This window comes from Ensifer sp. ENS07, assembly GCF_014852185.1.
GTDB lineage: Bacteria > Pseudomonadota > Alphaproteobacteria > Rhizobiales > Rhizobiaceae > Ensifer > Ensifer adhaerens.
This window is the reverse complement of record NZ_JACVBE010000010.1, coordinates 130033-144205: the sequence shown is the minus strand read 5'-3', so window position 1 is coordinate 144205 and position 14173 is coordinate 130033. Positions and strand designations below refer to the sequence as shown.

5 protein-coding genes are annotated in these 14173 nt (G+C 63.4%); 2 read left to right on the top strand and 3 right to left on the bottom strand.

The features are described from left to right. Positions 1-45 precede the first annotated feature (45 nt). Positions 46-786, bottom strand: coding sequence for an autoinducer binding domain-containing protein (locus IB277_RS25885; protein ID WP_034802969.1), 741 nt, complete (start codon positions 784-786; stop codon positions 46-48). 388 nt (positions 787-1174) lie between these two features. Between IB277_RS25885 and IB277_RS25880 the strand changes: the two genes are divergently transcribed. Together IB277_RS25880 and IB277_RS25875 are read left to right on the top strand one after the other, a co-directional pair. Further along, positions 1175-2932, top strand: a complete 1758-nt coding sequence (locus IB277_RS25880; RefSeq protein ID WP_034802972.1) for a glucan ABC transporter ATP-binding protein/ permease — start codon at positions 1175-1177, stop codon at positions 2930-2932. A 154-nt stretch (positions 2933-3086) separates the two neighbouring features. Continuing rightward, positions 3087-3719 (top strand): LysE family translocator, encoded by a 633-nt coding sequence (locus tag IB277_RS25875; protein WP_110818891.1) that lies wholly within the window; start codon positions 3087-3089, stop codon positions 3717-3719. A gap of 29 nt (positions 3720-3748) precedes the next feature. On the opposite strand, the gene IB277_RS25870 is transcribed toward IB277_RS25875, so the two are convergent. Continuing rightward, on the bottom strand, positions 3749-4903 hold the full coding sequence (locus tag IB277_RS25870; RefSeq protein WP_060521488.1) for an OpgC family protein: 1155 nt from the start codon (positions 4901-4903) through the stop codon (positions 3749-3751). A 319-nt stretch (positions 4904-5222) separates the two neighbouring features. Then, positions 5223-13850: a cyclic beta-(1,2)-glucan synthase gene (ndvB, locus tag IB277_RS25865; RefSeq protein WP_110818890.1), complete on the bottom strand. Its 8628-nt coding sequence runs from the start codon at positions 13848-13850 to the stop codon at positions 5223-5225. Positions 13851-14173: the final 323 nt, after the last annotated feature.

Here is a 14173-nt window from a genome sequence, read left to right as displayed (position 1 = left end):
AGAGCGCAATTTCAGATGCGACAGGAAACCGAATGCCTTTCGACTTTAGGAAATCAGGCCGAGACGGAAGGCGATCGCCACGACGTGGTGGCGGTTCTTGGCCTTCAGCTTTTCCTGGATTCCGTTCATGTACCAATCGACCGTGTGGCTCGAAATATCCAGCACCTTGCCGATGTCGTTGGAGGTCAGTCCGTCGGCGAGATAATTGAGGGCTTCCATTTCGCGCCGCGTCATTTGCACTTCGACACGCGAACCGAGCTCGGCCGAAACCTCGGGGTCGGTCAGGTCCAAGAGCTTCCAGAACAGCCGCTTGGCGATCGAGTCGAACAGGCTGATCTCGACAGGGCTCAGGTCGACGACGCGGCCGCCGACCGTCAGGTTGCCGAGCAGACCGCGCCGGCCGTGCACCGGGAAGATGTAGCCGTCGTAGAGACCGTGGTTGCGGGCCTCGATCATCATGCTTTCCATGCGCTTGCGATGCGGATCGGAGCGGAAAGCAAACAGCGTATCGCGCCAGCGGAAACCACGCTGGGCATGGCCGAGATAGCGGATGGTCGGGTCGATCACCACGAACTTCTTGCGGATATAGATCTGCGGCCAGCCCTCGGGCCAGCGACCGGCAAGCAGCAGCCTCAGCGGGTTGTCATGCGGCTTGGGCTGGCGCACGACGCCGTAGAAGTCGAAGCCGCAGCGATCGAGCAGGCGCTCGAATTCCGGGATGATTTCCTCGCGTGTCTTCATCTCCTCCAGAAGCGCGAGAAACTGTACGAGCAGCGTAATGTTCATGGATCACCTTCCAGGTCGATGCATATGGTCGCATTTCCGAATCCGGACATAAAGGCACCGTTCAGCGACCATTCATGTTGCACCCGCGATAATCCGTCATACCACGCCCGGTCTTATGCGAAATATGCAAGAAATCGGAGTTGGCACGACAGATAGCAGACTATGAATATTCTCGCCAAGCTCACAGACGAGCGAAACGGGAAAACGAGTGGCTGTCCTGCGTCCGGCTACGGCTTCCCATTGCCGCAAAAGACCGTCTCAGCGCGGCCCCGAGTGCTCTAACGGCGCGAGGCTTCAATGCTCGCCATGGGGAACCTCGAGGACGCGGGTGCATCCGCCGCAGAAGGTCTGCGGCGCGTCAAATCCGGTACCCGGAAGGGGTGAGACAGTGTCATTGTTCCAGGTGTATGCAAGAGCGCTCCAGTATCTTGCGGTTCACAAGTTTCGCGTCTCAGCGATCGTGCTTGCCAACGTCGTTCTGGCAGCGATCACAATTGCCGAACCGATCCTGTTCGGTCGTATCATCGACGCCATCTCGTCGAAGGGCGAAGTCACGCCGATGCTGCTCATGTGGGCAGGCCTCGGCGTCTTCAACACCGTCGCCTTCGTGCTCGTCGCCCGCGAGGCCGACCGGCTGGCCCATGGCCGCCGCGCCACGCTCCTGACGGAAGCCTTCGGCCGCATCGTTTCCATGCCGCTTGCCTGGCATAGCCAGCGCGGCACGTCCAACGCCTTGCACACGCTGCTTCGCGCCTGCGAAACCCTCTTCGGTCTCTGGCTCGAATTCATGCGCCAGCATCTGGCGACCGCCGTCGCCCTCGTTCTGCTCGTTCCGACCGCCTTTGCCATGGACGTGCGCCTGTCGCTCGTGCTCGTCGTTCTCGGCGCGCTCTATGTGGTGATCAGCAAGGTGGTCATGAGCCGCACCAAGGAAGGCCAGGCTTCGGTCGAGAACCACTACCACACGGTTTTCTCCCACGTTTCCGACGCGATCAGCAACGTTTCGGTTGTGCACAGCTACAACCGCATCGAGGCTGAAACCCGCGAGCTGAAGAAGTTCACCGAGCGGCTGATCTCGGCCCAGTTCCCGGTACTCGACTGGTGGGCACTCGCAAGCGGGCTGAACCGCGTCGCCTCGACCATCTCTATGATGGCGATCCTCGTGATCGGTACCGTGCTGGTGCAGCGCGGCGAACTCGGCGTCGGCGAAGTCATCGCCTTCATCGGCTTTGCCAACCTGCTGATCGGGCGCCTCGACCAGATGAAAGCCTTCGTCACGCAGATCTTCGAAGCTCGTGCCAAGCTCGAGGACTTCTTCACCCTCGAAGACGCCGTGCGCGAACGCGACGAGCCGGCCGGTGCGACCGAGCTGCCGCCGGTTGTCGGCGAGGTCGAGTTCCGCAACGTCTCCTTCGACTTTGCCAACACGAACCAGGGCGTGCACAACGTCTCGTTCACCGCCAAGGCCGGCCAGACGATCGCCATCGTCGGCCCGACGGGTGCCGGCAAGACGACGCTCGTCAACCTCTTGCAACGCGTCCACGATCCGCGCGACGGCCAGATCCTGATCGACGGCAACGACATCTCGAAGGTAACGCGCAAGTCGCTGCGCCGTTCGATCGCCACCGTCTTCCAGGATGCGGGCCTGATGAACCGCTCGATCTCGGAAAACATCCGGCTTGGCCGTGACGACGCGACGATCGAGGAAGTCATGGCTGCCGCCGAAGCGGCTGCTGCCTGCGACTTCATCGAGGGCCGCACGACCGGTTACGATACGGTCGTCGGCGAGCGCGGCAACCGTCTGTCGGGTGGCGAGCGCCAGCGTGTGGCCATCGCTCGCGCCATCCTCAAGAACGCGCCGATCCTGGTGCTCGACGAGGCGACCAGCGCGCTCGACGTCGAGACCGAGAACCGCGTCAAGGATGCGATCGATGCGCTGCGCAAGAACCGCACGACCTTCATCATCGCCCACCGCCTGTCGACGGTGCGCGAGGCCGACCTGGTGGTCTTCATGGACCAGGGCCGGATCGTCGAGATGGGCGGTTTCAACGAGCTCAGCCAGAGCAACGGCCGCTTTGCAGCCCTGCTCCGCGCCAGCGGCATCCTGACGGACGACGACGTCCGCATGAGCCACACGGCAGCGTAGCGCTCGCCCGACGTCAGGCAAATCGTACATCAAGCCACCCGCGGTCAGCCGCGGGTGGCTTTTCTTTTTGGGCGAGCGCCGCATCGGGAAGTCTTGTCATTCGCCAAATTGTTGGTAGACGGGAATTCCGGCTTCAATTCCAAGGGAATCACCAATGCCGGATATCTCCACCATCGCTCTGTTTGCCGCCGCAAGCCTCGTGCTGACCGCAACGCCCGGCGCTGACATGCTGCTGATTGCGTCTCGCAGCCTCAGCCAGGGCCGTGCCGTCGGGTTTCTCACCTATGCCGGCATCGCGCTTGGCACCTACTGCCATGCGCTCGCGGCAGCGCTCGGCCTCTCGCAGCTCTTCCTCACCGTACCGGTTGCCTATGAGATCGTGCGCTGGGCGGGCTGCGCCTATCTGCTTTATCTCGCCTGGAAGACGGTACGTTCGCATCCCTCGGGCGCGTCCCCGACGTCGACGCTCAAGCGGCTCTCACGCCGGCGGGTCTTCGGCGAGGGACTGATGACGAACCTGCTCAATCCGAAGATGGCGCTGTTCGTGCTGGCCCTGTTTCCCCAGTTCGTGCACCCGAATGGCGGGTCGATGGTCCTGCAGATGCTTCTGCTTGCGACCATCCTGAACGGGATCGGCTTGCTCGTGAACGGCACTGTCATCCTTGTCGGCAGCCATCTGCGCGCAAGGCTTTCCGGCTTCCGGCGTTTCCCGAAACTGCCGCAGTACCTTCTCGCCGGCGTGTTCACGGGGCTTGCCTGCCGCCTGGCACTGGGTTCAAGAACCTGACGCTGACGCACGGTCAAGGGCGGCGTTTGCTACGCCGCCCTTAGCGGTTTGGCAGACGCGATGCCGCGCAGCCATTCGAGATAATAGGCATAGGCAAAGTGCAGGCCGATGCCGGCGAGCACGAAGAGGCTGCCGAAGACCGGGTTCTTCCCTGTCACGAACAGCAGCACCTGGCCGGACATCGCCAGGATCGTGCCGAAGATGAAGATCGGTAGCGAATGACGGCCGACCACCGCCAGCGGATGATCGCGGTCAAGTTTGGCGAGGTTGCTGATCCGAGGCGTCACCGCGATGACGTAGCCGAGCGCCAGCACATGCAGCAATCGCGGCGTGGACAGGAAGGTCTTATCGAAGCCTGTCAGAACGGCCGGAAGACCGAAGGAGAGGTCGATGCTCCAGAACGAGAACAAGACCCAGACGGCGGAAACGGCAAGATAGGCACAGGACAGCATGATCAGCCAGGGCCAGCGCGGCAGCGATCCGCCGTTGCGCACATAGGTCATCATCACCACGCCGATGACGAACAGGAACTGCCAGGACCAGGGATTGAGAAACCAGTAGCCCTCGTCGAGGAAGTTCGACGGCACGAACTTGAAGATGCCCGCGGCGAACCACAGCGCGGCCGAGAGCAGAAGCAGCAGTTTCTTGCTGACGCCGTTCAGCCAGAGGATGCCCGGCAGCAGCAGGAACAGCGCCGCATACATCGACAGGATGTTGTTGTAGCCGAGCTGATGTCCCAAGAGCACCATGGCAACGATGCCCTGCTCCGTCTGTTCCACCATCGGGCGGATGTTGATCTCGCCGATCAGGTCCTGCCTTCCGAAGTAGATCGCGCCGCCGGCAAAGATCGCCAGCGTTACGATGCTCGTCATGATGTGGGCGACGTAAAGCGCCAGGGCCCGGCGCCAGATTTTGAGCGTCATGGCCAGCCGACCGCCGGAGACGAACTTGCCGCCATAGGCGATCCCGACCGAGAGGCCCGAGATTAGGACGAAAGCTTCAGCGGAATCGGAAAAGCCGAAGTTCTTGTGGGTCAGGTATTCGAGATATTGCCCGGGAACGTGATTGACGAAAATCGTCAGGAGACACAGCGCCCTGAACACATCAAGGCGTGTGTCACGCTCCTTCGGAACCAATCGGGCGGACATCGGGTCGACGCCACCCTGAAAAGTCTTTTGCAGCATGCGGTCCGTTTTCCAGGATTTGGCGCCCCTGCCCCATCCCTGTTGAAACGGGTACCGACGTCCCGCCTTTCGCGCGATGCCCGGCACCATGAAGGAGAGCGGGAGGCCATCTGCAGGCGGTTTCCCGCCCGGCACCCCGCTCACGAAATCTGCAGCGACCTTTGCGCGTCTTATCAGACGCGCAAAGGTCGCTGCAGGACTTTGAATTCCTGCGCGACGCTCAGCCGTCGAGGTCGCGCCGCCGGCAAATCCGCAAAGAAAAACCGGCCTTGCCCTTGCGGGAACAAAGCCGGTTTCATCCTGTCTTCAATGCCGGCCGTTACAGCAAAATGCCTTCATGCGCGTTTTTTGTGACACTATTGTTGACGCTGACGATCGGCTCGCCACTTTTCTTGTCGCGTTCGACCGAAATCTTGTGCCGCGCGCCATTGAGCGTCACTTCGGCCGAGTAGCCGTTCCAGGCTGCCGGCAGCACCGGGCGGATGACCAGCCTGTCGCCCTGCCGGCGAATACCGAGGATGCCCTCGACGCCGACACGGTAGAGCCAGCCGGCAGATCCCGTATACCAGGTCCAGCCGCCACGGCCCGCCAGATCGCCTTCGCCGTAGATATCGGCGGCAACGACATAGGGCTCGACGCGATAGTGTTCCGCCGCTTCGCGGTTTTCGGCATGCGAGATCGGATTCAGCATCTGGAAGACCCGCCAGGCCTCTTCCGCCCTGCCCTGTTCGGCAAAGGCCAAGGCTACCCAGGTGGCGGCGTGAGTATATTGCCCGCCATTCTCGCGCACGCCGGGCGGATAGGCCTTGATGTAGCCCGGATCCTGCGACGTCCGCTCGAGCGGCGGTGTGAACAGCCGCACGATGCGCTGGTCGGGGTCGACCAGTTCAGCCATGACCGCGTCCATCGCCTTCAGCGAACGTTGCTCGTCGCCTTCGCCCGAAAGCACGCTCCAGGACTGAGCGATCGAATCGATCCGGCACTCCAGAGCCTCACTCGTGCCAAGCGGCGTGCCATCGTCGTAATAGCCGCGACGGTAGTAGTCGCCATCCCAGCCGGCGGTCGCGAGCGCCTTCTTGAGCGCTTCGAGATGAGCCTCCCAGCGCGTAATGCGCGCCTCGTCCTTGCGCTCGCGCGCGAAGGGCAGGAAGCCACGCAGCGTGCCGGCGAGGAACCAGCCGAGCCAGGTGCTCGTGCCTTGCCCCTTCTCGCCGACCCGGTTCATGCCATCGTTCCAGTCGCCGGCAAGGAACAGTGGCAGGCCGTTCTCACCGGTCCGCTTGATCGCAAGATCGAGTGCACGGGCGCAATGCTCGTAGACGTCGCCGACCTCTTCGGAAATCTCCGGCTTGTAGAAGGCGTCGTGCTGCCCCGCTTCGAGCGCCGGGCCAGTGATGAAGGCAAGCTTCTCGGCAAGGAGATCGGACGTGCCGGTCACCGTGCAATAGCGGGTCACGGCATGGGCGAGCCAGACGACGTCGTCGGAGATCATCGTGCGCACGCCGGCGCCGGTTCCCGGCAGCCACCAATGCTGCACGTCGCCTTCGGTAAACTGGCGGGAGGCAGCGTTGAGGATCTGTGCCCGGGCGAGTTCCGGACGATGGATCAGGAACGCCAGCGTATCCTGCAACTGGTCGCGGAAACCGAAGGCACCGCTTGCCTGATAGAAGGCCGAGCGCGCCATGATGCGGCAGCCGAGGCTCTGATAGGGCAGCCAGTTGTTGATCATGGCGTTGAAGGCCGGATCCGGCGTTTCCACCTTCACGATGTCAGTGAATTCGCGCCAGAACGTCTTGTTCGCCTCAAGCACCGTGTCGAACGCGGTCTCACGCAGTTCGCCGATGATGGCTCGAACCTGATCGTCCGTATCGGTATCGCCGAGGATGAACGTGACCTGCCGTTCGGCACCGGGCTCGATGGAAATGTCCGTTGCGACCACGGCGCAAGGATCGCCGTCGACATCGACGGAGCCCGAAAGATCGGCACCCGAAGTGACCGCCTGCGGCGCCAGAATGCCGCCGATCGCGCCCAGGAACTCCCGGCGGCTGGCAGTGTAGCCGGCCGCATCGCCGCCATCGACGGCGAAGAACGCGGATCGGCCGGCAAAATCGATGCTGTAAGGGTTGGTCGCCACCAGCGCCTCGGCCGTCTCGTCCCATTTCGAAAGGACGAAGGGCGCCGAACGGGCACGGTTGTTGCCAAGCACCCACTCGTTGTAGCCGTAGAGCCTCAACTGCCGCGCCGACGCCGCACGGTTGCGGACAGACACGCGGACGAGCTTGGCCGGCAGGCTGCGATGTACCGTCTGGACGACCTGGATCTCAAGGTCGTCCTGGGTGCTGCGGAAGATCGAATAGCCGAGCCCGTGCGCCGTCTCGAAGACGACGGAACGGCGGCGCGAGAGCGCCGCATAGGGCGTGGCGACCGTGCCGCTTGCCATGTCGCGGATGAAGATGGCTTCGCCCGGCCGGTTGACGACCGTATCATTGGTCCAGGGCGTCAGCTGGTAGTCGCGCGAGTTGCGGCTCCAGGAATAGGCCGCACCCTCGGCCGAGATGTGGAAGCCGAAAGCATCATTGGAGATGACATTGATCCACGGCTGCGGCGTCGCTTCGCCGCCGCGCAGGCGCACGACGTATTCGCGACCGCCATCGGCGAAACCGCCGAAGCCGTTCCAGAAGGAAAGGCCATCGCCCTTGATTTCCGCCGGAGCGGCATCCCCGTTCTCCTGCGGCGCTGCCAGCAGCGGGCCTGAGAACTCGGCGCTCTTTTCGGAGCCTTTCACCGGTGCCGGCGAATAGAGCGAGTTGGCGCGGGCGATCTGGTCGGAGATCGTGCCGTTGCGGGCATGGAAGACCGCGCGCGAGGCCGACAGCAAGGTCGACCACGTCTCCGCCTCCATCAGGTCGCGGCGCACCGAGAAGATGTGCTGGCGCGGACCGTCCGAGAGACCGCGAAGCCTCAGGTTCTCGCACATGGAGTCGAGCGCGTGCTGCATGTCCTGGGCATAGGACGAGGCGCGCTCGTTGATGATCACGAGATCGGCGGTGATGCCGCGGGCGCGCAGGTATTCCTGGGCGCGCAGCGCCTCACGGGCGATGCCGAGATCGCCGTCGTCATTGATGCGCAGGCAGAAGATCGGGTAGTCGCCCGAAATCGCCAGCGGCCAGAGCTTCGACTGAGAATCCAGGCCGGCCTGAACCGTCGCCGAATCGGCGCGCAGATGCATGTCCGGATAGACGAGGTAGCGGCCGAGCATCTGGAAGCTTGCCGCTTCCTGCGAGGTCACGCCGACATGGCGCATCTGCACCTGGCTGCGGGTCCAGGCGTGGATGAGCTCCTGGTTGAAGGTCTCCGGATGGCGGTAGCGGTCGATCGCGCGATCGACCTCCTCGCGGCTCGGGGCGGCGATCGTCCAGAAGACGACGCTGACCTTCTTGCCGGCGGGGACGCGCACGACCCGGCGCAGCGACATGATCGGATCGAGCGTGAAGCCGTCCGTGCCGGAAAGCACCGCATCCGTATCGAAGGCAGCGGCTTCGGCAAGCGTGCGGCCCGGACCGATGAAGCGGCGACGGTCGGTCTCGGCTTCCGTATGGCGGTCGCTGCCGGCATTGTCGGTGACGAGATGCGCCACTTCCATGTCCGGATCGCCGGAGCTGCGCTTGTTGCGGCTGACGCGGATGACATCGCCGCGGCGGCTGATTTCCGTGCGCAGGAACATCTTCGAAAACGCCGGGTGTGCGCTGTCGGCCTCGTCTGTCGAAAGCACAGGCTCGGCATAGGAGGTCACTTCGATGAAGCGGTCCTGGGTGCCGGTGTTGAGCAGCATGACCCGGCGCCCTTCGGCGTCGTGTTCGGTGGCGACGATGCATTCCACCTCGCTGGTGAGATCACCGACGGTCTTGACGAATTCCGCCTTGTCGTCGCCGAAGCGCGTCAGCATCTTCTCACCGGCCGCGCGTCGCGGCTCCGACGTCGCCGACCACCAGTCGCCGGTCGTCGTATCACGCAGGAAGATGAAGGTTCCGGTACGGTCCTCGACCGGATCCGGCTTCCAGCGGGTAACCGACTGGCCGTTCCAGCGGGCGTAACCGGCGCCGTTGGCCGTCAGCATCACCGAGTAGTGGCCGTTGGAGAGGAACACGGTCTCGCGGTCCTGCGAAAGCGGGTTCTCGATGATGCGGACCTCAGGGCGCAGGAGATCGTCCTGGCCCTTGCCGACCGATTCCGGCTCGCGCTTGGCATTCATGATCGGAATGTCGCGCGGCGCCTTTTCCTGCAACAGCAGTTCGGCGGCTTCGATCACCGGATCGGCGTGGAACCACTCGCGCAGGCGGCCGTTGAAGACGACGTTGGCGACAGCCGCGATCGACATGCCATGGTGGTGGGCATAGTAGTTGCGAACCACCGCGCACTTCTGGCCCTCAGGCACGCGCGTCGGCGTGAAGTCGACGGCGTCGTGGTAGCCGTATGCGCCGAGCGCGCCGACCTCGCGGAGACGCCCGAGGTTGGCGAGCGCCGACTTCGGATCGTACATGCAGGCGAGGATCGAGGCGTAGGGCGCGATGACCGCGTTCTGGCCGAGACCACGCTTGAGACCGAGCGTCGGCACACCGAAGTTGGTGTATTGGTAGGTGAGCTCGTGGTCACGCGCGTTGAAGGCGGCTTCCGAGATGCCCCACGGCGTGCCGAGGCGACGGCCGTGGTTGATCTGTTCCTTCACGACCAGATTGTTGGTCTGGTTGAGGATACCACCCTGACGCTCCTGCATGACCAGCGGCGGCATCAGGTATTCGAACATCGAGCCGGACCAGGAGATCAGCGCACCGCGTGCGCCGATCGGCACGATCGGCCGGCCGAGCTTGTACCAGTGCTCCGTCGGAAGATCGCCCTTGGCGATGGCAAACAGGCTGGTGAGACGGGCTTCCGACGCAAGAAGGTCGTAGCAGGCCTCATCGAGCTCGTTGGCGTTGACGCGGAAGCCGATCGACAGCAGGCGCCGCTCCGGACGGAACAGGAAACCGAAATCCATCGAGAAGGCGATGTCGCGTGCCCGGTCCTTCATCACCAGCAGGCGCTGGCGCAGCGATTCGATTGCGCCGAGATCGAAGACGCCATCGGCGATATGGGCTTCGCAGGTGGTGACGAGCGAGTTGGCCCACTTCGTCACTTCGCTGCTTTGCGGCGTGCGCACCTCATGGTCGAGGTTGACGGTGAGCTTGTGCATGTCGCGCGCCAGAACGGCCAGGTTGATCACCCGGATCGAAGCGAACTCGTGTTCGCGCATAATCGCGGCGAGCGCGTTCTGAAAGCCGACGATGCGTTCTTCGATCAGGCGACGCAACGGACGCACCGTCTTGCGGTCGTCGGGCAGGTCGCGCAGCACTTCCTGAAGGATCGCAGCGACGTCGCCGATACCGGTGAGACTGCCCTGGACATGCGCCGACGGCGCTTCGGCCCAGTCGCGACACATCGACGACACGGCGATCAGATGACCGGCCAGATTGCCGCTGTCGACCGACGAAATGTAGCGCGGCTCCATCGTTTCGAGCGTATTCGTCCGGTACCAGTTGAACAGGTGGCCGCGATATTTCGGCATCCGGTCGATGGTGGCGATCGTCTGCTCCAGCCGGTTGATCGTCTCCTCGAAGCCGATCCAGCCGAAATCGCGCGCCGACATGACGGAGAGCAGATAGACGCCGATATTCGTCGGCGACGTCCGCTCGGCGAGAACCGGCTGCGGCGTTTCCTGGAAGTTGTCCGGCGGCAGGAAGTGCTGCTCGGCGGTGACGAAGGTCTCGAAGTATCGCCAGGTGCGGCGCGCGATCAGGCGCATCTCGTCGATCGCCTCATCGGAAACGACAAGCTGGTCTTCGGTTTCGGCCGACTGGCTGACGAACCAGGCAACGGCTGGAGACAGGGCCCACAGCAGCGCAAAGGGAATGCCGATGAAGGGCAGGCCGGTGTCGGAAATCGCCGCAAGGGCCAGCGAGATCGCCGACAGCGCCGGCGCAACCCACATGGCGCGGTAATAGTCGCCAATGGTGCCGTGGCCGGCGCTCTGCACCTGCGCGGCCGTGCGCCATTCCAGCATCAGTTTGCCGCTGACGAACGTGCGGTAGAGCGAACGCACGATGGCGTCGCCCATCATCGCCGCGTTGTGGGCGATGAAGACGATGCGCAGCGCGACCTGCGCGTTGGCGGCACGGACTTCGTTCAAGACCGCATGCAGGTGCGCTCGGGCAACGATGTCGTTGCGGCGCGGCAGGAGGCCGTTGATCAGCGACAGCGTCGGCGCCACGAACAGGCTGAAGATCAGCACGATCTGCCAGATCAGCGCTTCGGTCGGCTCCATGTAGTACCAGCCCATGACCGAGGCGACGAGCCAGGCAAGCGGGATCAGCGAGCGGCGCAGGTTGTCGTACATCTTCCAGCGTCCGAGCATCGACAGCCCGTTCGACAGATTGAAGATATAGGGCAGCAGCTGCCAGTCGCCGCGCGCCCAGCGATGCTGGCGCGACATTTCCACCTCGTAGCGGGTCGGGAAGTCCTCGACGAGTTCGACGTCGGTCACCAGCGCGCAACGCACGTAGGAGCCTTCGAGCAGGTCGTGGCTGAGAACGGCGTTTTCCTGGATGCGCCCCTTCAGCGCCGCCTCGAAGGCGTCGACATGATAGAGGCCCTTGCCGGTGAAGCTGCCTTCGCCGGCAATGTCCTGATAGACGTCCGAAACGGTGAAGACGTAAGGGTCGATGCCGCGGTTGGAGGAGAAGATGCGCTGGAAGGCGGAGGCTTCGCTGCCCGTCGTCAGCGACGGCGTGACGCGCGGCTGCAGCAGGCTGTAGCCGGCGATCACGTTCTGCGTCTTCGGATCGACAACCGGACGGTTGATCGGATGGTACATCTTGCCGACGAGCTTCGTCACCGCATCGCGCATCAGGCGCGTGTCGGAATCGAGCGTCATCACGTACTGAACGTTGTCCGGCACCGTGTTGGCGCCCTGCAGGAACGAGGTGTCGCGGTCACCGCGCAAGAGCATGTTCAGCTCGTGCAGCTTGCCGCGCTTGCGCTCCCAGCCCATCCACACGCCTTCCTGCTCGTTATACAGGCGGCGGCGATGCAGCAGGTAGAATCGGGTCTTGCCGTCATAGGCATAACGCGCCGAGAGCTGAGCGATCTCGCGCTTGGCATAATCGAGCACATCGGCGTCGGTGCTCGATTCCTCGTCCTTGCTGTCAGCCCAGTCGCTGACCAGTGCAAAGTAGATCTCACCGCGCGGGTTGGCGAGATAGTGAACCTCGAGATTGCGCACCAGTTCGTCGACGTGATCGCGCTTGGAAATCAGGCACGGCACCGCAACGAGCGTGCGGGCGTCCTCGGGGATCCCGTCGAGGAACTCGTAGCCGACCAGCCGCGACGGTTTGACGAACAGCGTCACCAGCGTGTTGAACAGGCCCATCGCGCCTTCCGAGGCCGGCAGCGCGAAGAGCAGCAGCATGATCAGCTTCGCGCCACTCGGGATCGCCATCGGGCTGACGAAGGAGTAGACGGCGATCATCGCCAGGATGGTCAGAAGGATGTTCGGCCCGGCGATCGCAAACCAATCGAGCCTGCGGCTGAGGCGAATGATGGTCTGCAGCACCGACGGCCGGTAGCTGATCTTCTTTTCCAGAAGCTTGCGTTGCTTGCCGACGAGGAAGGATCCGACATTCGGCTGCTGCAGCGGCGCTTCCGTCTCGGCCGCGACTTCCGCCTCGCGCACCATCTGGATGGCGATTTGCGTCACTTCGAATTCGCTGTGCCCCGAACGGCGCGCCAGCTTTTCGATCGTGTCGCGGTACTTGTTGCGCGACCCGAAATCGAGCGCCGCATAATCGGAGCCTTCACGCAGCGCCGCATCGATCTTGCTGACGCTTTCGAACCAGACGGCCCAGTCGGTGTCGTCGATCTCACGCAGGCTGCGGATGATGTTGCTCATCGTCGCATTGCCGGACGACAGGCGGTTCTGCTCGGCGACCAGCGCGCTTTCGACGTCGCTGCCGCGCTTCTCGAGCTGATCCTCGATCCAGCCGATCACGGCGCCTGAGGTCTGCGACCCGTCACGCATGCGGTAGAGCAGCTGCGCGACGAAGGTGTTGTCGGCCGCCAGCGCTTCCGATTCCGCAAGCAGCGTGCGCGACTTTTCCGGATCGCTGAGGCGAATGATCTGGTCGGCGACGTCGTTTGCCTTGCGCCGCATGCCGCGCGAGCGTTCGACGCGGATGGCAATCCGCCGCAAATTTTCGATCAGCACGAAGCGCAGGATCGACGGCAAGGCCCAGAGTTCGCCGATCTTGAAGGTCTCGTGCTTCTGGAAGCCCTCGACCATCGCCGTGATGCTTTCGCGCGTCACCGTGCTGTGGGTGTGGGCAGCGTAGAGCCAGGCGAGCGCCATGGTGCGCGGGATCACCGTGCCCGAAACCGAAATCGTCGGGAGCTGGCGATAGAACCGGCGCGGGAAATCGCGCCGCACTTCCTGGATCGCCTCTTCGACGACGTGATGGTTGTCGAGCAGCCATTCGGCGGCCGGCGTGATCGTTGCCCCGGCCTCGACGTCCGCGGCCGTCGCCCGGTAGACGCGCAGGATCTCGTTCTCGTTCTCGCGATGCCGCGGACGGAACTCGAACGGGAAGAAGCCCGGCAGCGAGGAGACACCCTTTGCCGCGAGATCCTCGCCGCATTGCCGGAGGTCCTCCATCGAAAAGAAGGTGGAGCGGATCGAATCGTTGTAATCGATCTGCTTCGCTTCCGGTTCGCGCGGTGAGGTGGGCGGCGTAGTTTGGAGCTGCATGGGTACGGGTTCTGAATCCAACCGGGGTTGATCGGCCCGGCCCTCGTCGGGGTGCCGGGTTGGCTGCGGTCCTGAGAAATCAGGCTGAGCCGGCGCGTTGCTAGACACGGTCATGTGTCCTCCCATCCACCGTCATTTCCCGGGAAACCGGGATCTGGCGGTAACAGGCACCGCCCTCGACTGGGCATCGGAGATCGCAAAGCCGGCGGCGCATTGGTTTTCAAGGCCGCGGTGATGCATGAAAATGGCATTTTTTAGCCGTGGTGCCAACAGCTTGCAAGGATTGCTCATACAAGATCGGACGTTTTGCGCACAGCCGAATCAAGCCGGAACCGGCCGCTGTGCGCGCCCCCAGTGACACTTCGATACAACTCTTTCAAATGCCCTCTTTCAAGCTTCATCGCGGGTGGCAGACGAGGCGAAACGTGATGGGGCGA

What these genes read in the sequence shown, in the direction of transcription:
- IB277_RS25885 (WP_034802969.1), bottom strand. Translation starts at nt 786, where the DNA reads ATGAACATTACGCTGCTCGTACAGTTTCTCGCGCTTCTGGAGGAGATG.
- IB277_RS25875 (WP_110818891.1), top strand. Translation starts at nt 3,087, where the DNA reads ATGCCGGATATCTCCACCATCGCTCTGTTTGCCGCCGCAAGCCTCGTG.
- IB277_RS25870 (WP_060521488.1), bottom strand. Translation starts at nt 4,903, where the DNA reads ATGCTGCAAAAGACTTTTCAGGGTGGCGTCGACCCGATGTCCGCCCGA.
- ndvB (WP_110818890.1), bottom strand. Translation starts at nt 13,850, where the DNA reads ATGACCGTGTCTAGCAACGCGCCGGCTCAGCCTGATTTCTCAGGACCG.